Annotated in this window: 18 protein-coding genes, 1 tRNA gene and 1 pseudogene; 9 read left to right on the top strand and 11 right to left on the bottom strand. The window is 59.4% G+C overall.

The features are described 5' to 3' along the window. Window positions 1-116 precede the first annotated feature (116 nt). Window positions 117-656 carry a ribosome maturation factor RimM gene (rimM, locus tag ACVWXZ_RS04705; protein ID WP_457398395.1) on the bottom strand — a complete coding sequence of 180 codons (540 nt, stop codon included), beginning with the start codon at window positions 654-656 and terminating at the stop codon, window positions 117-119. A 12-nt stretch (window positions 657-668) separates the two neighbouring features. After that, window positions 669-1,634, bottom strand: coding sequence for an SPFH domain-containing protein (locus tag ACVWXZ_RS04700; RefSeq protein ID WP_414409308.1), 966 nt, complete (start codon window positions 1,632-1,634; stop codon window positions 669-671). A 217-nt stretch (window positions 1,635-1,851) separates the two neighbouring features. On the opposite strand from ACVWXZ_RS04700, the gene ACVWXZ_RS04695 reads away from it, so the two are divergent. The 3 genes from ACVWXZ_RS04695 (at window position 1,852) to leuC (ending at window position 5,640) form a co-directional block, all read left to right on the top strand. Continuing rightward, window positions 1,852-2,883, top strand: coding sequence for an NAD(P)/FAD-dependent oxidoreductase (locus ACVWXZ_RS04695; RefSeq protein WP_457403212.1), 1,032 nt, complete (start codon window positions 1,852-1,854; stop codon window positions 2,881-2,883). 63 nt (window positions 2,884-2,946) lie between these two features. After that, window positions 2,947-4,047 (top strand): polysaccharide deacetylase family protein, encoded by a 1,101-nt coding sequence (locus ACVWXZ_RS04690; RefSeq protein WP_457482216.1) that lies wholly within the window; start codon window positions 2,947-2,949, stop codon window positions 4,045-4,047. Between the two features lie 189 nt (window positions 4,048-4,236). After that, a complete protein-coding gene (gene leuC / locus ACVWXZ_RS04685) occupies window positions 4,237-5,640 on the top strand; it encodes a 3-isopropylmalate dehydratase large subunit (RefSeq protein ID WP_414343883.1) in 1,404 nt (467 codons plus the stop codon). Window positions 5,641-5,658: 18 nt separating this feature from the next. Here leuC and ACVWXZ_RS04680 read toward each other — a convergent pair. The 5 genes and pseudogenes from ACVWXZ_RS04680 to ACVWXZ_RS04660 all read right to left on the bottom strand — a co-directional run bounded on the left by ACVWXZ_RS04680 (window position 5,659) and on the right by ACVWXZ_RS04660 (window position 8,902). Continuing rightward, a tRNA-Met gene (locus ACVWXZ_RS04680) sits at window positions 5,659-5,732 on the bottom strand. A 48-nt stretch (window positions 5,733-5,780) separates the two neighbouring features. Continuing rightward, window positions 5,781-5,915, bottom strand: a pseudogene (locus ACVWXZ_RS04675) (XdhC family protein); the annotation flags it as partial. Between the two features lie 6 nt (window positions 5,916-5,921). Then, window positions 5,922-7,187 carry an RNA-guided endonuclease InsQ/TnpB family protein gene (locus tag ACVWXZ_RS04670; RefSeq protein WP_457403209.1) on the bottom strand — a complete coding sequence of 422 codons (1,266 nt, stop codon included), beginning with the start codon at window positions 7,185-7,187 and terminating at the stop codon, window positions 5,922-5,924. Between the two features lie 70 nt (window positions 7,188-7,257). Then, a complete protein-coding gene (locus ACVWXZ_RS04665) occupies window positions 7,258-7,695 on the bottom strand; it encodes an XdhC family protein (RefSeq protein WP_457403208.1) in 438 nt (145 codons plus the stop codon). 55 nt (window positions 7,696-7,750) lie between these two features. After that, window positions 7,751-8,902 (bottom strand): serine hydrolase domain-containing protein, encoded by a 1,152-nt coding sequence (locus ACVWXZ_RS04660; RefSeq protein WP_457482215.1) that lies wholly within the window; start codon window positions 8,900-8,902, stop codon window positions 7,751-7,753. A 124-nt stretch (window positions 8,903-9,026) separates the two neighbouring features. Here ACVWXZ_RS04660 and ACVWXZ_RS04655 point away from each other — a divergent pair, with 124 nt between their 5' ends. Then, entirely contained in the window at window positions 9,027-9,989 is a 963-nt protein-coding gene (locus ACVWXZ_RS04655) for a LysR family transcriptional regulator (RefSeq protein ID WP_414343887.1), read from the top strand. Between the two features lie 108 nt (window positions 9,990-10,097). Next, entirely contained in the window at window positions 10,098-11,138 is a 1,041-nt protein-coding gene (locus ACVWXZ_RS04650) for an anthranilate phosphoribosyltransferase family protein (RefSeq protein WP_457482214.1), read from the top strand. Window positions 11,139-11,510: 372 nt separating this feature from the next. On the opposite strand, the gene ACVWXZ_RS04645 is transcribed toward ACVWXZ_RS04650, so the two are convergent. Continuing rightward, the gene (locus ACVWXZ_RS04645; protein ID WP_414407086.1) at window positions 11,511-12,791 is read right to left on the bottom strand and encodes a DUF4912 domain-containing protein; all 1,281 of its coding nucleotides are present in this window, start codon (window positions 12,789-12,791) and stop codon (window positions 11,511-11,513) included. A 454-nt stretch (window positions 12,792-13,245) separates the two neighbouring features. On the opposite strand from ACVWXZ_RS04645, the gene ACVWXZ_RS04640 reads away from it, so the two are divergent. The 3 genes from ACVWXZ_RS04640 (at window position 13,246) to ACVWXZ_RS04630 (ending at window position 16,491) form a co-directional block, all read left to right on the top strand. Next, on the top strand, window positions 13,246-14,052 hold the full coding sequence (locus ACVWXZ_RS04640; RefSeq protein WP_148202674.1) for a hypothetical protein: 807 nt from the start codon (window positions 13,246-13,248) through the stop codon (window positions 14,050-14,052). Window positions 14,053-14,179: 127 nt separating this feature from the next. Next, window positions 14,180-15,301 (top strand): glycosyltransferase family 9 protein, encoded by a 1,122-nt coding sequence (locus tag ACVWXZ_RS04635; RefSeq protein WP_457385692.1) that lies wholly within the window; start codon window positions 14,180-14,182, stop codon window positions 15,299-15,301. Between the two features lie 248 nt (window positions 15,302-15,549). Beyond that, complete coding sequence (locus ACVWXZ_RS04630; protein WP_238376852.1) at window positions 15,550-16,491, top strand: DMT family transporter; 942 nt, start codon at window positions 15,550-15,552, stop codon at window positions 16,489-16,491. A 292-nt stretch (window positions 16,492-16,783) separates the two neighbouring features. On the opposite strand, the gene ACVWXZ_RS04625 is transcribed toward ACVWXZ_RS04630, so the two are convergent. Beyond that, window positions 16,784-17,911 carry an iron-containing alcohol dehydrogenase family protein gene (locus ACVWXZ_RS04625; RefSeq protein WP_457482213.1) on the bottom strand — a complete coding sequence of 376 codons (1,128 nt, stop codon included), beginning with the start codon at window positions 17,909-17,911 and terminating at the stop codon, window positions 16,784-16,786. Between the two features lie 247 nt (window positions 17,912-18,158). On the opposite strand from ACVWXZ_RS04625, the gene ACVWXZ_RS04620 reads away from it, so the two are divergent. Next, window positions 18,159-18,578: a tellurite resistance TerB family protein gene (locus tag ACVWXZ_RS04620; protein ID WP_457482212.1), complete on the top strand. Its 420-nt coding sequence runs from the start codon at window positions 18,159-18,161 to the stop codon at window positions 18,576-18,578. A 23-nt stretch (window positions 18,579-18,601) separates the two neighbouring features. Here the strand turns inward: ACVWXZ_RS04620 and ACVWXZ_RS04615 are convergent, their stop codons facing one another. Together ACVWXZ_RS04615 and ACVWXZ_RS04610 are read right to left on the bottom strand one after the other, a co-directional pair. Next, a complete protein-coding gene (locus tag ACVWXZ_RS04615; RefSeq protein ID WP_457482211.1) occupies window positions 18,602-19,903 on the bottom strand; it encodes an aminotransferase-like domain-containing protein in 1,302 nt (433 codons plus the stop codon). A 22-nt stretch (window positions 19,904-19,925) separates the two neighbouring features. Next, on the bottom strand, window positions 19,926-21,047 hold the full coding sequence (locus ACVWXZ_RS04610; RefSeq protein WP_457482210.1) for a hypothetical protein: 1,122 nt from the start codon (window positions 21,045-21,047) through the stop codon (window positions 19,926-19,928). Window positions 21,048-21,152 lie beyond the last annotated feature (105 nt).

Below are 21,152 nucleotides of genomic sequence, written 5' to 3'. Positions count from 1 at the left end.
TCATCAAAAAACTGTCCCCATGATAGCACAAAAGGCTAGAACGGCCACACAGACGCTTCTGAGGGCCAAGTTCAGGATGGGATGCAGGTACGGAAGTCAGGCCGTCTTGCCGAACTCTAACCCAGAAAGCTCTCCACCAGCCCCGGCGGCGGCTGCACGTGCAGTGCGCCTTTTTCCAAGTCCACGACAGGCACCAGGGCTTTCACAAAGGGGATCAACACCTGCCGGTGATCAGGGGTTGTTATCTCCAGCACATCCTGGCCGGCTGCCAAAATCCCCGAAACCTGTCCCAGCAGCTCCCCCTGGCGATAGACGGTCAAGCCGATGAGATCGCGGTAGTGGTACTCTTCCGGCTGCAAGGGCAAGCGGTGGGAAGCCGGTACCAGCAGCCTAGCCCCCACCCAGGTCTCAGCCACCGTTCGATTGGGGATCCCTTCCAGTCGCACCAAATAAAGACCCTTAGCCGGGAAAAACTGCCCCTCAATCAGGGAATGCAGCAGGGGCTCGGGATCCGTATCCCGCTGCAGCCAGCGCGGTCCGGGCTCTGTGAGGCGTTCTGGGAAATCCGACCAGCACCTAACCCGCAGCCAGCCCCGCAAGCCGTGGGCCGCCACCACCTGTCCCACCAGCAGCCAATCGGGATCCCGGGCCATCATGGTCGGTCAAACTCAGTCGAGCCGCGGAAAGTCCACTTCGGTTGGGAAAGAAGCCGGGGTACGCAGCTTCTGAGAGGCCGCCGCGCGAGATCCTTCCCCACCCTTGGCCACGTCCACCATGGAGAGCAGCCCTTGCAGGGTGCCAGGGATCGAATTGGGATCCATGAAGATCACCTTCGCGCTGGGACTGCTGCCCACCTTGAGGCCCATGTCGATATAGTTTTGCGCCATCAGGTATTGCAACGCATTGGCTGCCTCTGGATTCTCTTGCAAAGTGGCGGCGATGGTCTTGATGGCTTCAGCCGTGCCCTCAGCCAACAGCAGCCGCTCCCGTTTCTCCGCTTCTGCCCGCAATAGCTGCGCCTTGGCGGCCCCAGCCGCTTGGTTGATGCTGGCCTGCTGCTCCCCTTCTGATTTCAGAATGGCGGCCCGCTTCTCCCGCTCGGCAGCCATTTGTTTTTCCATCGAGTCTTGCACGGTTTTGGAGGGTTGAATGTCCCTGACTTCCACGCGGGTGATCTTGATCCCCCAGGGATCTGTGGCCTCGTCCAGCTCTGTCAAAAGGCGAGCGTTGATCTCGGCGCGGGAGGAAAAGGTTTGATCCAAATCCATACGGCCAATTTCGGCGCGCAAGGCCGTCAGCACCAGGTTAATCAAAGCCCGCTGCACATCCTCGACCGCATAGCGGGCCTTGATCATGTCGGTGATGCGCCAGTAGACCACCGCATCGGCCATCAAAGAGACGTTGTCGCTGGTGATGCACTGCTGAGGAGGCACATCCAACACCTTCTCGCGGATGGTTTCCTGGAACACAATCCTATCGATAGGGGGAAGAATAAAGTGCAATCCTGGGGTCAGCTTGCGATGAAACCTGCCCAAACGCTCCACCAATGCCTCATACCCCTGGCTGATGATTTTGACCGAGTTGAACAGGTAGCCGACAAAGATCAGGGCAATGGCCGCTAAGATACCTGGCATAGGGCTTTTCTCCTAAGGGGGAGTTCAGTCCCCATTCTAGACGGTTGCTAGACGGTTGTTGGGACTGCTCCCTTCACTTGGATCACGCCTCAACAGAAATGTGGTGGACTCAGCAGGATAAGCAGTCCTCGGAACATATAGAGTTTCTTAAGATTTTTCAGGCCGCAGCCAACGACCTGAGATCACCCGGCAAAAAGCTCGTGAGGGGATCCCGTCCATGAAACTGAGCAGCAGGAATCTAGAAGTTGCTTTGAACAAAATCTATGACGTGATCGTGGCCGGAGGGGGAGCAGGGGGGTTGTCGGCGGCAATCTATCTGGCTCGTTATGGATTGAGTTGCCTGGTGGTGGAGAAGGGCAGAGGCCGCTCTTTTTGGATGCAGGATTTGCGCAATTATCTGGGATTGCCTCCGACCACTCCCGGACGAGAGCTGTTGCGACAGGGAACAGAGCACGCCCTCAGTTTAGGGGTAGATTACCTGCGCGGCTTCGTGGAAGATGCCACCGATGAGGGAGACCTTTTTGCAGTCAAGGTCAAGGTGGGAAAAGTTAACAGCCTCTACCCCATTTTTCGGAGCAAATATCTGATTGCAGCAACCGGCATTATGGACGAGCTGCCTCAGTTGTCGGATATGCAGAATGTTTACGACTACGCCGGCTATTCACTGCATGTCTGTATGATCTGCGACGGCTATGAAATGCGGGATCAAAAGTCAGTGTTGATCGTCAATTCGGAAGATCGGATCAATACAGCTTTTGTCCTCAACTGGTTTACACCCTATATCTCGGTGTTGACCCACGGCCTCTGCTCGGTCGGCCCCGACATGCGCAAAAAACTGGCGGATCATGGCTACCCCCTCTACGAATCTCCTATTCGCCGCTTTCTTGGAGAAAACCATCAATTGCAGGGTGTGGAGTTGGAAGATGGCACTTACATCGAAGCAACTACCGGCTTGGTGGCGATGGGCGCCAGATACCACAATGCCTATTTGAAAGGGATCCCCGGCTTGAAATGGCAAGGGGAAAACCTGTTGACCGACGAGTGGTGTCGCACTGCCCATCCGCGGCTGTTTGCGCTGGGCGATTTGAAGCAGGGCCTGAACCAGGTGGCGATTGCGGTTGCCGATGGCACCCTAGCTGCCACAGCCATTTGGCGGGACATCCGACGGGCCTCACCTGCACGTAAATGGGAAGAGCGCCTGCTCTCGCCACCTGGGATCCCAGGGCCTTCCGGATCCTCACTAAATTGATGGGCTCTATCGAGCTTGGGTGGCTTCTGTCCTATGATTGGTTGCGAAGGATTAAGCCATTCCATGCACTCTCTGAAAGTGTTGAAAGCGTTGATATTTTGCCTAGCCTTCCTACTGGTTGGACTGATCTACTACTGCACGGTAGAGGCCCAGCCTCTTTTTGAGCTGAACCTGACGGCCACCTCGGAATACAACCTCATTCTCCCCATCGAAAGCATTCGGGTGGTGCGCGGTGCCAATCCCCAAGATTTGCTCATTTATCTATCAGCTCCTTCGGCAGCCTGGATCCATCAAGAAGAGGTGAACGGGCATTATGTGATCGACATCCCCTACGGAGTCATTACCCATACAACAACCGTCGAGGTCGCTTCGGATCTGCCCTATCGGCTGAGCTGGGGCAACCAAAATGAGCAGACGGGGCGACTGTTGATTACCCCTGCTCCCCCTCGTGTGGAGGTGTTTCTGCAGCATAGCTGGATCCCGGATCCCGACTTTCTCGATCCGGCGGAAAACAGCCAACCTTTGCAACTGCCCTTGGAAGAAATGCTGGGGCCTTTACTGGAAGTGCCGCCTCGTTCTGCCTTTCTGACCATTGATGATGGCCCCTGGCCCCAATCCACCCCCCGACTTTTACAGGTTTTGGATGATCTTCAAATCCCGGCCACTTTCTTTGTTATCGGCACCCACGTTTCCCGATTTCCTGAATTGGCTCAATTGATCCAGGCCCATCACCACACCCTAGCCAATCACACTTTTACCCACGATTATCAACGTCTCTACGGAAGCAACGAGCTGTTTTATGCTGAGGTGGATCAGACGACCCAACTGCTCAAAACGCTGAACTTGGATCCCCAACTGGTTGTTCGCCCACCGGGAGGTTTTCGCCTAGATTCTGCTTTGCGTCGCTCTCTGGAGCAGGCAGGATATCGAGTTCTTTACTGGAACATGAGCCCGGAAGATGCTTACGCGGGCCAAAGCGCAGCCCAACTTTTGGAGCGTGTTCGAGCTCAGTTGCCGGCGATCCAGGCTTCCGATCAGCCCCTGGTTTTGCTGCTCCACGATCGCTGGCCCCACACCGCAGAGGCCCTGCCGGATATCGTCGCTGCCATTCAAGAGGCGGGCTATCGCTTTTTGCCTTGGCCGGCCTTCAGGGATCCCGTTTGAAGGGCTGGCAACAGGTTTTCTGGCTTGAGGACTCCGACCCGCCTTTGCCGGCTGGGGATGTTCAAAGAAGGGCTGCATCTCGCTCAGCTCAGCAGCGTTGCCCAGAGATAACGGAGGCCTGTGCCTTGACAAGCTTTTCCCCAAGTAGCACATTGAAAGTTTACAGGACTTGGCTGCGGGCCGAGGAAGATGAGCGAGAGGACATTATTCGATAAGGTGTGGGATGCCCATACGGTGCGGATTTTGCCCTCTGGGCAGACGCAGTTGTTCATCGGCCTGCACTTAATTCACGAGGTGACCAGTCCGCAGGCTTTTGCCATGCTGCGGGAGCGTCATCTGCCGGTTCTGTTTCCCGAGCGGACGGTGGCCACCGTGGATCACATCATTCCCACCGACAACCGGGCACGGCCTTTTGCGGATCCCTTGGCAGAGGAGATGATCCAGGAATTGGAGCGCAATTGCCGGCAATACGGCATCCGCTTCTACAACAGCGGCTCCGGTCGGCAGGGGATCGTGCATGTGATTGCCCCGGAGCAGGGGTTAACTCTGCCGGGGATGACCATTGCCTGTGGGGACAGCCACACCTCTACCCACGGGGCCTTTGGGGCCATTGCTTTTGGGATCGGCACCAGCCAGGTGCGAGACGTATTGGCCACCCAAACTTTGGCTTTGTCCAAGCTCAAGGTGCGCCGCATTGAGATCCACGGCAAGTTGGGGCCGGGAGTTTACGCTAAGGATGTAATTCTGCATATCATCCGCAAGCTGGGGGTCAAAGGCGGGGTGGGCTACGCCTACGAGTATGGGGGCAGCGCCATTGAAGCCATGAGCATGGAAGAGCGCATGACCCTCTGCAACATGTCCATCGAGGGAGGGGCCCGCTGCGGCTACGTCAACCCCGATGGGGTGACCTTTGAGTATTTGCGGGGGCGAGAGTTTGCCCCACAGGGATCGGATTGGGAAGAGGCGGTAGCCTGGTGGAGAAGCCTGGCCAGCGACGGCGATGCCCGCTACGACGATGTGGTGGTCTTCCAGGCCGCAGATATTGCGCCGACGGTTACTTGGGGGATCACCCCCGGCCAAGGTATTGGGGTGGATGAGCGGATCCCTGCCCCCGAGGATCTGCCGGAAAGCGAGCGGGAACTGGCCAAAGAGGCCTATGCCTACATGGACTTGCAGCCAGGGGATCCCATTGTAGGGACACCGGTGGATGTCTGCTTCATCGGCAGTTGCACCAATGGCCGCTTGAGCGACCTGCGGGAGGCAGCCAAGATTGCCAAGGGGCGGCGGGTGGCCCCAGGGGTGAAGGCGTTTGTGGTGCCCGGCTCAGAACGGGTAAAGCAGGAAGCAGAACAGGAGGGCTTGCGGGAGATCTTCGAGGCGGCAGGGTTTGAGTGGCGGGATCCCGGTTGCTCCATGTGTTTGGCGATGAACCCGGATCGGTTGGTGGGGCGCCAGATCAGCGCCTCTTCTTCCAACCGCAACTTCAAGGGCCGCCAGGGATCCCCCAGCGGGCGCACCCTGCTCATGAGCCCGGCCATGGTGGCAGCGGCGGCAGTCAGTGGCAAGGTGGTGGATGTGCGGACACTGCTTTAACCAACCGTCTCTCAGGCATAGCGGGGACTGGATTTGAACCAGTGACCTTCGGGTTATGAGCCCGACGAGCTACCAGGCTGCTCTACCCCGCGGCGCTTTTCTAGCCTAGCTTGTTCTCGGGCCAACCGGCAAGCCTACGCCTAAGTTTCGCCCTTTTGTGTGGGTATTGTCTTCGGGGATCCCCGTCGCACCTGGATGAGCTGGGCGGTGATGCTGATGGCAATCTCGGCGGGGGTTTCGGCGTGGATCTCCAGACCGATGGGGGCAAAGAGCCGAGTAAACTACCCGGCCCTGACTGCTTCGCAGTACAGGGCGGGCTTTCGGTAGCCCTGCAGTTGGCAAGCCAACCACGGGCCTCTAGGCTGGTTTACGACAGCCCCAAGCTTGGCAATCATGTTGGCCCCATTCCAGTCCGCATCCCCTTCCCATCCACAGTGCCCACACTTGAACTGCTTCCCACTGCGATAGGATTGCGCAGGGTCGGGATGGATGTGCAAACACTTGTGACAGGTCTGCGACGTGTAGGCAGGCGGAACAAGAATCAGAGCAACCCCCGCACGCAGAGCCTTGTACTCCAAAAATTGACGGAGTTGATAAAACGCCCAACTGTTGGCCTTGCGCCGTTCGGCTTTGCTGCGTGGCTGTTGATTGACCCTTTCCCGAATCCCTGTCAAGTCTTCCAGAGCAAGAGCGCTGTTTGTGGCTTTTGCCCTAGAGACAATAGCTTTGGAGATGCGATGATTGACCCACGTTTTTGCTACGCAACGCTGACGCGACTGAAAGCGTCTCTCCTTGCCAGACAGCCGTTGCAACAGTTCTCTGCATCTGCGCCGCGAACTGCGTGTGCCCTTACTGGCTTTGCGTTGGAGTGCCGCCCTCAACCGGGAGTAGTGGTCTCGGACTCTGTTCAACTGCTGTCCATTCCAGTTCTTCCCCTCTGAGGTATGAGCGATATCTATCCTTCCCAAATCCACCCCGATCACCTTGTCGGTATCTTGTTGCTTGGGTGGTTTTTTCTCTACGCAAATCTGGATGTAGTAGGAGCCGTCTCTGCGCTTGACCAGAGTGGCCGATTTGGGATTGGAGCCCGCCAACTGTTCTCTCTGGTAACGGCCAATCGCCAGCTCAAAGCGCTCTCGACCCTCCACTGTGGTCAGCGACACCGTCCAGTCTTTCTCGCGGAACGAAAAGATACGAGCGTCATAGGTCGCGAAGCCCCCCTTGTTCGCGTTAGCGTCGCGTAGCGACAACGCTTTGACGGGGCGGTTTTTCTGTCGGGCAACCTTGCGGGCACCGGCCAGCCGTCTGCAGACCTGCTGGTCGCGTAAGCGGGACGTAGTCCTTGCCAAGTTACTGGACAAGCCGAACCGGGCACGGATTTCGCGGTAGCACAGAGATTGAAGTTTAACGGTGTTGGTGACTTTCTCGGGCGTGTTTTGGTTGACCCAGTTCAACGCCTGCACAAAGGCATCCAAGGTCGCGTCCAACTTTGCGGCCTGCGACTGGGACACCTTGAGCTTACAGGAGACGGTCAGGACTTGGGTCATGGTTCTATCGTAACTTCCGCATTCCTCCCGACACTGACCCTACGGGTACAGTGCGGGGCTCCTGCGATTTCTAGCTGAGGTAGGGGAACCCCTGGGGATCGAGGGGGGTGATCAGCCAAGCCCTTGGCCCTTGGGTCAGAGCCTGGAGGATCTGGGCCGCCAATGTTTGGGCAAGGGATCCCTGCCATCGCTGTAGCCAAATGTGCATCCGTCCCCCGCAAACGCCCAGGGGAGGGCTGTTGAGGTCAAGGGAAACTTGCATCCCAGCCGGCGAGGACTCCCCATCGCCAACGGGAACAGCGGTCTGCAAAAGGGTTTGCGCTCGGGCAATGACTTCCGCTTCGGCAGCTCCACCGCCAATGGTGCCCAACAGGGTGCCATCAGATCCCACGGCCAGTTTTGCCCCCGCCTGGCGAGGCACAGATCCCTGGGTGCGGACCACCGTGGCCACCACCAGCGGCCCGCGGGAGAGCATGTCTGCCAACTGTCGGTAAAAGGTCTCGTCCACCTCAGCCTCGGTTATGCCTACGGCACCCTAGCGGGAACGGTCAGGGACTCAATGATCAAGAAAGCCCCTCTAGGATGGCCTGATGGAAGGCAACCCGGAAAGCCTGGAACCCGTTCTCCCGCCGACCGTGGTAGACGGCGTTGGTGAGCAGCGCCACCACCAGTTCCCGCTCTGGATCGATCCACAGAGAGGTTCCGGTGAAGCCGGTGTGGCCGAAGGCGCTGGGGCTGAACGGGGAGCTGCTGGCCAAGGGATCCGGGGAGTGCAAGGCAAACCCCAAACCCCGGCGCTCGTGACAGCGGTGGGCATCCCCTTGCTGAGGCAACTGCTCGCGGGTCATTTCCCTCACCGTCTGCGGCTGCAACAGGGATCCCGTCAAAAAACTCTCCCCGAAAGCGGCTACTTCCTCTGCCGTGGCGAATAGTCCGGCATGGCCGGCGATCCCGCCCAGGCGGGCGGCATTTTCGTCGTGAACCTGCCCCTGTAGGCGGCGCTTTCGCCAAGGACACAGCTCGGTGGGGGCACAAGAGCCAGAGACAGAGGATGGGTCAAAGGGATCCCCTGGATAAAACTGAGTTTGGCTCAGGCCCAGAGGCTGCAAGATCCGGGCGTACAAGATCTGATCCAGACGGGTTCCGCTCAGACGTTCCAAAGCCAGCCCCAGCAGGATCAATCCAAGATCGCTGTAGACTGTGCGGGATCCTGGTCTGTAGGCCAAAAAGGTGTGCAAAGCCATGTGCCGGGCAGATTCGGCATCGGGCTGTCGAAAAAGGGGTCGCCAGGCGGGCAAACCGGCGGTGTGGGCCAGCAACTGTCGCACCGTCACCTGTTCTGCTGCAATAAGCTGGCCCAAGGACTCCGGCTCCGCAGCTATCCATTCCCCTGGTTGCAGAGGATCTTCATAGGGGGCAATGGGGCGGGATCCCTGAAACTCCGGCAACAGGAGACTGACCGGTTGATCCAGCAGCAACGCTCCGGCTTCCACCAGGGCCATGCAGGCGGTGGCGGTGTACAGCTTGGTCAGCGAGGCCAGGTCAAAACGGGTGGCCGAGGTTGTCGGTTGGCGCCGGGTCTCAGGGTCGAGATAACCTGCCGCCCTTGAGTAAATACACCTTCCCTTGTGGCGGATGGCCACTTGGGCAGCGGGGAAAAGGTGCGGAATGGCGGAGTTGAGCAGCCCCTCCAGCAAGGCTGGATCCCAACCCATCTGCTTCTCCTCCTGGCTTGGGGATCCCCAGTCCAACAAACAACTTGTAACGGTGTTTACAAAAGCCTACCGCTTCCCCAGCTAGGATGCCACCACGGCAGGCTACATCATCAAGGGATCCCAGGTGCGGCTGGAGTTGTTGCAAGCTTTTTTGAACGTGGTGGAAACGGGCAGCTTTTTGGCCGCTGCTCGCCTCAGCGGTCTGACCCAATCGGCCATTAGCCGCCAGATCCAGGCCCTGGAAGAAGCAGTGGGCGCTCCGCTGTTGCATCGCAAAAGCCCGGTGGCCCTAACTGTGGCCGGGGAACGGCTTTTGCCCCATGCCCGTCGCATCTGTCAAGAATGGCAGCGGGCTCAGGAAAGCATTCGAGAATGGCTGCAGGGCCAGCAAACTGAGCTCTGCATTGCTGGGATCCATTCCCTGATCGCCCATCAACTGCCGCCGGTGCTGCAACAGTTTTGCCGGGAGTACCCAGAGGTGCAGTTGCGGGTTACCGCTCTGGGCAGCGACCGCGCCTTGAAGGTGCTCAGGGATGGGCTGGTGGACGTGGCCCTGGTAATGGAGAATCCCCTGATGACCCGGGGGGCAGAACTGGTGGTGGAGCCACTGTACTCGGAGCCAATTCAAGTATTGATGCCCGCCACCCATCCCCTCAGCCGCTACGAGCGGATCCCCTGGAAGGTGCTGGCGGAGTATCCCCAGGCCGTGTTCAAGGATGGCTATGCTATGCGCTCCTTGGTGGGATCCCATCTGGCCCGGCAGGGGCTTCCCCTGAAAGCAGCCCTGGAACTGAACACCTTGGATGCCTTTCGGGGGGTGGTGCGACAGGGGCAGTTGATTGCCCTCCTGCCGGAGTCGGCCCTGGTGGACTGCTGCGCCGATCCGGATTTGCAGGTGCGACCCACCGAGCCCCCCCTATTGAGGCGACAGGTGGTTATGGTCACCACCAGCGATCGCTATCGGATCCCTCCCATTCGCCGGTTTTTGCAGTTGGCCGCCCAGCTTATCAGGCAGTCTGGTAATGCTGAGCCTGCTTCCGGCGCAGATCCCCATTGGCCCTCTGCTGGGCTGTTGTCGGTTTTGTAGAGACCTTTTGTAGAAATTTCTGGTCAAATACCCATATCGGTAGTTTCAAGTGTTCCGCCCTTATCTCCCCCTATCCTGAGTAGCCCAGCGCTCCCGACCGCCGATGCTATGAGCCAAGAGTTTCGCGAGCTGTTGAAAAAAATCGGCAGCGGCACCCACACCCACCAGGATCTCAGCCGGGCAGAGGCCGCCAGCGCTGCTCGAATGCTCCTGCGGGGGGAGGCCACTCCCGCCCAGATCGGGGCTTTTTTAATTGCCCACCGCATCAAGCGCCCCACTGCCGAGGAGCTGGCCGGTATGTTGGATGCCTATGCAGAGTACGGCCCTCTTCTGCCCCGGCAGGATCTGCCTCATCCCTTGATCATCTTTGGCCATCCCTACGATGGCCGCTCGCGGACGGCACCGCTGGGGGTGCTGGTGGCTTTGCTGCTGGCAGCGGCAGGGTCAGCCGTTTTGCTGCATGGCTCTGGCTTCTGTCCCACCAAGTATGGGCTGCCTTTGGAAACGGTGTGGCGGAGCTTGGGGGTAGATTGGCGGGGGCTATCCCTGGAGCGGGTGGGGCAACTGCTGGAACAAACCGGGCTGGGATTTTTGTATTTGCCCACCTGTTTTCCTCAGGCTCAGGCTCTGATGGACTACCGGGATCAAATCGGCAAGCGCCCCCCCTTGGCCACCTTGGAACTGGTCTGGACACCCTACCAAGGCCCCTTTCACCTGGTGGCCGGGTACGTGCATCCTCCCACCGAGGCCACGATGCTGGAGCTGTTTGCCCTGCGGGAGATTCGGCAATTCACCACCGTCAAAGGTCTGGAAGGCAGTTGCGACCTGCCACGGGAGCGAGCGGCCATTCTCAACCAGGGCGGCAAACGGCTGCTCTTGAAGGCCAGAGATTGCCACTTGGCAGGCCCGGAGATTCCTCTCTCCGGAGAGAAAGAGCTGCTCCGGCAGATGCAGCAGGTGCTCAGCGGGGATCCCTGTGAACTCACCCCAGCCGTTCTCTGGAATGGGGGTAGCTATCTGTGGCTCCTCGGCCACGCCCCATCCTTGCCAGAAGGGATCCAACAGGCGGAAGACCTGCTTCGCTCTGGACGGGTGATGGAGAAGCTGAAACAACTGATCCGGGTGATCGACCTGATACATTTACGCTGAACACTGCTGAACATCACTGTTCAACTATGCAGCGATAGCATTCTGTTTGTTTCCAAACAGAATGGCGGTATCCCGCAAAGCTTTGAGTAGAATACCCAAAGCGCAGTTTCCGTGTCGTCTTACTACCAATTTTCTGCTTTGCTTTGGCTACCATGTTGGCAGACTCGAAAGTAAACAGAAAGATCAACTGGTAGTAATCCGTACTGAACATATTATACATTATTTTCAGTATAGTTGAGCTTATTATTGACTAGAGTCATGCTCTCCTAGGGCTGGGATCCCCTGTTTTGATGGCTGGAGTCAAGCTCTCCAGCCCAGGAAAGAAAGCCCCCCGGCCAGCTCCAGGGGGCAAGAAGGGAAAGGTTGGATCCTTCAGGGCAACAACTCTTCGATGGCCTCCTCCTTGGTGTTGGTGCGGCGGGAGAGGGTGCGGCGGTCGAAAGTCATGTGGATCTCCCGGTTTTGCTCGCCATCGGCAGCCACCGCAAAGATGGGGAAGTCGATGTTGCCGTCTGGGAAGGCCATGTGGAAGCGGAAGGTGCCATCGGGGTTGAGCTGGATCTTGCGCCCGCCAATGGTAACGGTGGCATCCGGCTCTGTGGCCCCATAGACAATCAGCTCGGCATCGGCCACCAACCAGAACTTGCGAGAGCGCTGCGGCAGCACTTCGGAAGCCCCCGAGAACAGGCCCAGGCCGGATCCTGAAGCCATCCAGGGAGCAGCGGGCACCTCCGCCATGGCCATCCCCATCATGCCCACACCCGAGGGGATGATAAACGAGCTGATGGCCTGCTCGGGCACCAATTGGCGGCTGCCCATCTGGTGGCTGCCAAACAGGGATCCCGCCACCCGCATCGCCTCAAAGCCACCCACCATTTCCAGGAAGGGATCGACCGTGGCACCCTGCTGCGGCTCATCGCCCTTGTAGGCCACCACACCCATGCCGGTGGCGCTGCGCTTGTAAGGCTCGCTGAGCTGGTAAAGGGTGCGGCCCTGCAGAGCCATGTCGAAGGGCACTGTCAGGAAGTGCTCTTCAAACCAGTCGGAGGGAAAGACTGGCGGCACCATCACCGCCGCCGAGCGGGCCAACATCAGCCAGCGGCCATCTGCCGTCCGGTAGCCAATTTCCACAATGTAGGAACGATCGCTCACCGGGATCGGCAAATACCACTCCCGCGCCAACTCATCACAGGGGTACTCCTGCATGCTGTGGGCCGGCTGGTAGCTGAAATCGATATCCGTCACATCGTAGAGGCGCAGCGCCAACTGTTGGCCGCCCTCGCGGCGCTTGCTTTCTTTAGCCTCGTTGGGCACATCCCAATAGGCGTAGGCCCACTGGGGATCCCGCGGCAGCAAAACGATGCGGCTTTCCCCATAGCCCTCCGGCAGATCCCCCAGCCCTTTGTCCACATCGGCCAGATCCGTCTTGCCGGCAACCTCTTGACCCCTAAACTTCGTTTGGGTGACCGATTCTTGCCCCTTGGGCTCCGGCATGGCATCGACAGGGCGGCCAGCTTTGACTTGGGCCTCTCGAATGGCCTCAATCAGCTGGTCTTTGGTCATGCGGCTGTACTTGGGGATCTGATAGCGGGCAGCTTCTTCCCGCAACTGCCGGATGGTCATTTCTTCCAACGGGATCCGCTCTTGTGGCATGGTCGGGGTCTCCTGTCTTCGACAAATCGGGCTTCGTGCAATGCTCCAGCTTTTGTCCTATGGGCCGATCCCAGCTTGTGGTTCTGAGGACAACCTTGAACCTGCTGATGTATCGGCTTGCCTCGGGCTCTCCAGCCGCTGATGACCACAGGTGGGGATCAACGGGGATCATCAAGAATGATGAACCCATGTTTGCGTATTTTTGCCTGTCGGTCAAGACCCTGGGGATCGCTGGGGATCAATCTCTTGTTCTCCGACCCACCTTTAGGGAGAGGCCAGGAGCCCCAGCTGCTCTCAAGCCAAGGGGAAGACTGCGCGGGATCCCCTGCCGAACCGGCCCTGCCTGGGTAGCATGGGGGAGGATGAGCGGTTGCCGAGCGGGCCGCAGGTTTTGAGGCCAAGAGGTGTGGGCATGAGGTGGTGGAAGTATAGGATTCAAGGCATACGGATCCAAGTGAGCTGGGCAGCACTGGGGATCCTGCTGGCGGGGCCGGTCTTGCCGGTGGAAGCTGTGGATGCCCAAACGCTGTTTCCTCCCCTTTACCGCTTGCAAGGGGGATCCCCTACCCTGCCCGCTTCTGAAGCAACGCCCTGGCGTCCAGTAACCCAGGATTCTGTTCCGCTCCCACAAACAGATCAAGCCGATCCAAAAGTCCAGCCGGCCCAACCCGGCCATGGAGAAGTGGCAGAAGGCCCGGTTTTCGATCTGGATCTGTTGCGGCAGTTCGGCACCAGCCCTGGCGGCAGTGGCTCTGGATCCCGGCAGGGGGAAGTGATCGGGCCGGGCAGCGGCCAGAGTGGGGTGCGCGGAGCCAGTCCTGGCTCAGGGGTGGGCACAGGCCAAGGGCCAGGGGGCGGAACGGGTCTGGAGGCGGGATCCCAGCGGCGGGAACCGCAAGTGACAGGGTTGATTGTGGATGCACGAGGCTTGGATTTCTTGCCTAGCCAGTCAATGCGCTTGTTTGATCCCGATGGCAATCAAGTCTATACCCCCGTTACTCTTGGCCAAGACCTCAACGCGGCCTTTGTGGGCAGCGAGGGCACAGCTGCCTATGCCACCTCGGAAGAGCAGGCCCGCTCACTGGTAAACCGCATCGGGGAACGGCCTCACCGCATTCGTGCCATCCGCACCCTGGGCTACGACCTGGTGATTTCCGCCGAAGATGCTTTTAGTCTGCGCCAGATGAATGCGACAGATGGCTTTCTGGATCGCTTTGCTGTGGTGGTCATCTGGGATGGCAGCCAAGCCAGTCTCCCCTGAGGCCCAGGGATCCCAGCATGGCCATCCAAGTGCAGGACAGAGGAATGCTAGCCTAGCAAAAGTGCTCTGTCTGCACCACCCGCACCACCTCCAGCGGGGTTGATATCTTCCTGGGGATCCCAGCCTTATGCAACGGTTTGCCAACCAACCTCTGCGGGAACATCCCCACCTGGCGGTGTTTTCCTCCAGCAAGGTGGGCAATTTTGTGGTTACCATCCCGCTGTTGCGGGGCCTCAAGGAAAAATACCCCGGCTGTGTGCTGGATTTTTTTGGCAGCGAGATTACCCGCGACTTTGAGCTCCACTGCCCCTACATCGACTTCAGCTTTCCTCTCTACAGCCGTCGTCCCGATTACCTCGAGGCCCTGACCGCTGCTGTGCGAGAACGGGTGACCCAGGCCGGCCCCTACGACTTGGCCATCAATTGCGACGAGTTTAGCGAGCTCAACCTGGTGGCGGTAACGGCCCTGCGCCCCCAGTACATTGCCGGGGCCGGCTTGACTCTGGATTTTCGCCGCAAGTTGGACCCCGGCTCCGACCCGGTACAGCGCATGCTCCAGGATGACGACTGGAACGGCCTGGAGTTTCTGCAGCGCTACAAAGATATCCTCACCAGCAACTACATCGCCGAAATCTTCTGTCGCCTGGCGTACGTGGAGACGGATTTTTTCCGCCTGGAGCTGCCCAGCCGGGATCCCGGTTTTCCGGTGCCAGAGGTCTTGGTGCACATCACCACTACCCGCCGCGCCAAGATGTGGCCTCTGGAGTACTGGCGGCAGGTGATCCAGTGGTGCCAAGGCCAGGGCCTGCAGGTGGGGCTAATCGGCAGCGCGCCGGAGCTGCAGCGATCCCTCTACCACGGCGGCAGCAGCGAAGACGAACTGCTGGCGCAAACGGGAATGGTTGACCTGCGGGGCAAAACCAGCCTCATGGAGCTGGCAGGAGCCTTGAAGCGGGCGCGGGTGTGTATCTCCGTGGATGCGGGGCCGATGCACATCGCGGCGGCAGTGGGCTGTCCCACCATTGCCCTGTTTGGCAACGATGCCGATGGGGATGGGGCCAGCCCGGTGCGACTGTGGGCTCCTCGTCTGCCCCACGTCTATCTCACCCAAACCGCCTACAAGTGCCGGGTCTGCGCAGAGAACAAGTTCAAAAACGAAACCTGCCTGGTGGAGGGTCATCCCTGTATGGCCCATCTCAAGCCGGAAACGGTCATCGGCTACTTGAAAGAGATTCTCAAGCAAACCTAGAGGTTCCACGCCCTCACCCCCAGCCCCTTTCCAAAAGAGAGAGGGGAGCTATGGAGCGACGGGGTGAGTTGTTTCATGGCTACTTGAAATGGCCATGTCTTGGGATCCCCATCTTTTTCCCCCTGGGAATCAGGGGGGCCGGTGGGCAGCAAGGAGTGCCCAGGGGCGCAGTTCGGATCCCTGGAAGTCCGTTTAAGCTGAGAGTTCAAGGCTGAAAACTTAGTGCCTAAACCATTTGGGTGTGAGCTGTGACTTTGGAGATGTGGTATCGCCACCAGCTGAGCCGCTTTGCAGAGTGGGGAAAAATAAGGCTCTGGCAAGGAGTTGCCCTGAAGCTGCTGGCCACCGCTTGCTTTGCCTGTTTAGGCGCGATCATCCGGCTCAACACTCCCGCCCTTCACCCCTTTCAGATTGTGTTTTTGCGCAACCTATTCGGGTTTCTCGCCCTGTCGCCGCTGGTGTTGCGGGCTGGGATCCAGTCTCTGCACACCGCCAAGATGGAGTTTTACCTCCTGCGCTCGGCGATCAGCACGGTGGGGATGTTGCTCTCCTTTTGGGCAGCCAGCCTGTTGCCTCTGGCAGAAGCTACGGCGCTGAGCTTTGTTCAACTTTTGTTTGCCGGCACGATGGCGGTATGGGTGTTGGGCGAGCAGATGCGCTCGTCCCGCTGGCTGGGATTGGGCCTGGGGTTTGCCGGGGCTTTGGTGATGTTGAGGCCAGGCTTCCGAGAGTTTTCTCTGGGAACAGGGCTGGCCTTGGGGGCGGCAGCACTCTTTGCCTGGGTGACCATCGTGCTCAAGATCCTCTCCCGCACCGAGTCCAGCCTCACGATTACGGCCTACATGGGCCTGCTGCAGACCCCCCTTTCCTTTCTGGCTGCCGTCTGGGTTTGGACCTGGCCTTCTCCTGAGCAGTGGCTGTGGATGGTGGCCATGGGGCTACTGGGCAGCATTGGCCAGGTGGCCCTCGCCCAGGCCTACAAGCTGGCTGAGGTGACGATGCTGCTGCCTCTGGATTTCTCCCGTCTGCTCTGGGCCAGCCTAATCGGGTTTTGGGTGTTTGCCGAGATCCCGGATGGGTGGACTTGGATGGGCGGAGCCTTGATCTTGGTGGGCGCCACCTCTGGAGCCTACGGCGAAGCCCGCCTGCCCACAATGCCGACCCAGGCCCGTACCGGCGGAGTTGGATAGCAGACAGATATCCTGATACATTCACGCTGAACTCTCCTGAACATGGTTCAGGAAAGAAGCGATCGCATCCTGCCTATCTCTGAGCAGGAAGGCAGTATCCCGCAAAGCCCTGAGGAATACCCCCCGAGCGCTTTCCCCCTTCACTTCCCGGCAACCGTTGCGGTGGACTCAAGGATCAGGGGGAAACTTGGTCTACTATATCCCTCTCAATGACTTTTGCCAAACCGCCTAAAGCTCAGTAAATTCAGCAAAGTTCAGGGTTTTGGGGGTTAGAGGCATGCTCTGCCAGGACTTACAGCCGAGGGAGAACAGGGCTGGAGCTGGTCAGGTCTGTGGTGGTAAGGGCCACCAACAGGGCTTCTGGACTGACGGGGAAGGGCAGGTGGTGGATGTCGGATCCTGGCTGGCAGGCCACTTGGGCAGCATGCAGCAGGTCGGCGGATCCCAAGTGACCTAGCTTGAGATCCCGCAAGTTGAGGGGCAGCCCCACCTGGCGGTAGAACTCCAGCAACTGGGTACGTGCTGCCAGCGCCAACTGGCTTCCCTGCAGGATCTCTTCTAGGCGGAGCTGGGCCAAAATGCCGAAAGCCACCTTCTCGCCGTGCAGGGTGGCCCGGTGCCCCGACAAGTGGGTTAGCCCGTTGTGGACAGCGTGGGCGGCCACGGTGCGACACTTAGCCCCACCCATGCCGCCGACGATCCCCGCCAGGCAGATGCAGGCATCCACCACCTGCTTCCAAGCGGTTCCGCCCGGCTCCCTCAAGGCCGCCGCCGATTGCTGGAGAAGCAAATCCCGCAAGACACGGGCTTGCTGCACTGCCCCAATCACCAGGGCATCTTCCGATGCGCCGCTGCTGACAGAAGACTCGTACCACTTGGCCAAGGCATCTCCGATCCCAGCCACTAGGGTGCGCGCTGGAGCTTGCAGAATCAGCTCATAGTCCAGGATCAGGGCAGCAGGGGCGCGATCCAGGCTCACATCCTGCTGAAAAGCGCCGCTGTCGGAGTAGATATTGGATAGGGCGCTCCAGGCGGCACAGGTGGCCGCAGAGGTGGGCACGGTAACCACCGGGATCCCCAATCTGTGGGCCACTAGCTTGGCCGTATCCAGTGCCTTGCCACCCCCCACTCCTAAGATGCCGGTTGTGGACTCCGCCATGGCTAGCGCCTGCAAACGCGCCAGCTCCGACTCGCTGCAATCTACCCCGTAGGTAGTCCAGTGGACTTGGACGGCAGGCTCCCGCGCGAAATTGCGCTCCAGGGGGGCCTCAACTACAGCCAAGGAGCGTTCCCCCCCGATCACCAGCACGCGGGATCCCAGTACCGCAAGGGGCACAGCTTCCAGAATGCCGCTGCCGCGGTACAGCCGACCTGGGGCCAGAATGGCAAGATCCAATTGGTAAGGAGAGGCGCTTAGCATTGCAAGAAAGGGCGAGAAAAAGGACTCCGTCCCGCTATCGCGGTAGCTCAGTTTCGTAATACAGATAACGATCCTAGCCGCAAAAAGGGCTGCGCACCGCTGGCGCGAATGCAGATGGCTCACCTAAGGTCTGGCTATAGTTAAGCTGTTCATCCCCTCAACTCTGCAGCCTCTAAGGTCTCTGGCCCCCTGACACGTTCGCAGAAGTGTCGCGTAGCGACAACAGTTCTCAGCAAGGGATCCCACCATGAACCCCACAACTCAACATCAGCTCATGCTTAAAATTGTGGCCGGCTCTGCTTGGGCCGATGGGCATTTGAAACCCCAGGAATTGGCCTACTTGGGATCCCTGCTGCGCCGCTATGGTTTGGAGCACGATACCGAGCTGCGAGAACTGATCCAAGAGCCTATCCCAATGGAGCAAACCGAGCGCTGGATGGCCGATTATCTAGCCCAGGCCAGCGAAACCGAGCGCATGCAACTTTTGGGAGCAATCGGCAACCTGATGATGGCCGACAACACGGTCTCTCCAGAAGAGCACACCCTCTTGGATGACTACTACACCCTCATGGCCGGGATCCCGGCTCGTCCAGAAGCTGCACCCAACCTGGTGAAGGGCGTTGGGCAATTTTTCCGGCGCGTGGCCAAGGCTGTGGGGGGCAGGTGAGCGGGAAATCTGCGCTCTGGGCTTCAAGGATCCATGCTTTTGGAGAGCTCCTTCCCTTGCTGCTCCGCACCGCTGGCGCAAGAGTGTATCAGTCTGTACAGTTGTTCCCCAATGGTCTGGATCCCACTGACAATGCGCTCCTCGGGTTGATACTCGGGTTGATAGCTGAAGGCCAGGCGCAGAGCATGGTCTCCTTGGCCGTCGGCAAAGCAGTGGGTGCCCGGCAGGAAGGTGACCCCCAGGGCGCGAGTAGCCTGCAACAAGGTGCTGGCGCTTAGGGAAGGGGGCAGCTCACACCAGACGAAAAATCCACCCCCAGGGGCCTCCACCTTGACTTCGGGCGGAAAATATTGAGCGATGGCCTCCAGCATCACCTGGCACTTTTCTCGGTAGCGACGGGTGAGGAGTTGAATGTGGCTTTGCAGACGGCCCTCCCCGCAATAGCGGGCCACCACCCGGCCCAAAAAGGGCCCCAGGGATCCCTCGCTGCGAAACATCTCCAAGCGGCGGATGATCTCAGGGTGACCACAGGCCCAACCCACCCGCACCCCCGGCACCACAATCTTGGAGAAGGTGCCCACATGAAGAACCCAGCCTTCCCGATCCAGCGCAGCCAAACTGGGCAAGGGATCCCCGGCAAAGCGCAGGTCGTAGTAGGCCTCGTCCTCCACCACCACCACACCGTACTCAGCCGCCAACTGCACCAATTTCTGCCGCCGTGGCCCAGAGAGGGTGCAGCCTTTGGGGTTTTGGAAGGTGGGAATGGTATAGACAAATCGGGGGCGGATCCCTTGGCGAGCCAGATCGCGCAGCACCTCTTCCAGGCGATCCACCACCATGCCTTCCCCATCCACCGGGATCGAGATCAGACGCGCTCCTGCCGCCGCAAAACGGCTGACAGCCCCCATGAAGGTGGGCCCTTCCACAATGACTACATCCCCCGGCTCCACGAAGACCTGAGGCAACAGGCCGAGGATCTGCCCAGAGCCATAGCCGATCAGTAGGTTTTCCGGCTGGGCCTCTACCCCTCTATCCCGCATTAACTGCAGCACCACGTTGATCAGCCCGGCAAACGTGCCGCCGTAATTGAGGGCATTGTCCCCATCTTCCGCCAACACCTCCGCCGTGGCCCGCGCCAAGTCGGCCTTGGGAAACAGGCGCGGATCCGCCAGCCCAAAGGTAAAACTGGTAACCACTGGCACCGCCCCTGGGATCTCCGCCCCGAAAGGAGAAGGGATCACAGCCTGAGCCCGTTGGGCAAAAAGGGTTTGCAACAAGGGCCGCGAAGTGCTACGCGGTGCCGATGCGGACGAGGTCTGGGTCATGGCAAGCAAGAGAAAGAATACCTTAGGCCAATGCCTGCCACGATAACAAGAAAGAACTGCCCAGGAGTAGGGATCCCAAAACCCGCCGCCAGCTCCGGTAGGGGATCTCAGCCAAGACGCCGCCGGCGCTCAGGCATAGGAAGGGGAGCACCACCAAACCCCAGCGAGCACTTTGCTGCAGGGTGTTCACTTGGGGATCCCAAAACCATGTCGCCAGCGCCCCCATCCAGAGGACATGGCCCAAACCGGCCAAGCTGAGCAGGGCTTGCTGCCGTTCTGCCCAGGGCCAGCCCAACCGCACCAAGCTCAACCCCAAGGGCAGCATCAAAGTAGCCAAAACGGCCAAGCCACTTTGGGAGCTGAGAGGATGGGGAATCACCTCAGCAGAGGTAGCTGGCCAATCAATCCGTCCCAACCAGGAAAAACCCATCACCAGCAGCAGCAAAAGCAGTCCTGATGCCCCGCACTGCTGACGCGAACGCAACGGTTGCCGTGGCCACTGCTGGCTCGTCCACAGCCCCGCCCAGAGCAGAGCCAAGGGCCAAACCTTATAAGACAGGGCACAAGCTAAGGCCAGACCCCACCAGCGCAAGGTGGATCCCGGCCCAACACCACAACTGCAAAGCAAAACCAGGCTGCCCAAAATCTCGCTGCCTGGCTCCAACCCTTGGGTCAACACCCAGGGGCTGAGTCCCCATAGACCGGCACTCCAGAAGTTGCCCCAGCTCCAGCACAACAGCAGAATGGCCAAGCAGGCCATAGCTGAGAAGATGTGCAGGATCCCTTCAGCCGAGATCCCGGTTCCCTGAGCCAGCCAGGGCAGTAGCCTGTCGGCAAAAGCGCTCCGCACCACTGACGCGAACGAGTGGTAGAGAGGCAGTTCCGGTTGGACAAAAGTCAGGGATCCCTCAGAACTGCTCACCGGCAAAACGCGCCACCACTGCAGAGGAGCCGGTTGCCCCCAAGAGCGGAGTCGCTGCCCCAAAAGAAGGCCCATCCCTCCCCATAGCAGCCAGTGGCCCATGAAACCAAAACCAACCAAACGCCGACGGCGATGGTTGTCCCTGTTGGAGGAGCTCAGGCGGGGAAATGAGCCGCGGGGCAGCCGCTTGCCCGGGCGGGGTGTGGCGGGGGGAAACTTCATGGGTAAACCCTAGGTCGTGTTGATCTTATGTTAGGATAGAGAGAATGATTTATAGAGGAAAGAGGATGAAGTTGGTTTTTTTAGATGAAAACAAATGGCAGAAGA

Source organism: Thermostichus sp. MS-CIW-38, from assembly GCF_054058415.1.
The sequence above is the reverse complement of the archived record's forward strand: the minus strand, read 5'-3'. Positions and strand labels throughout refer to the sequence as shown.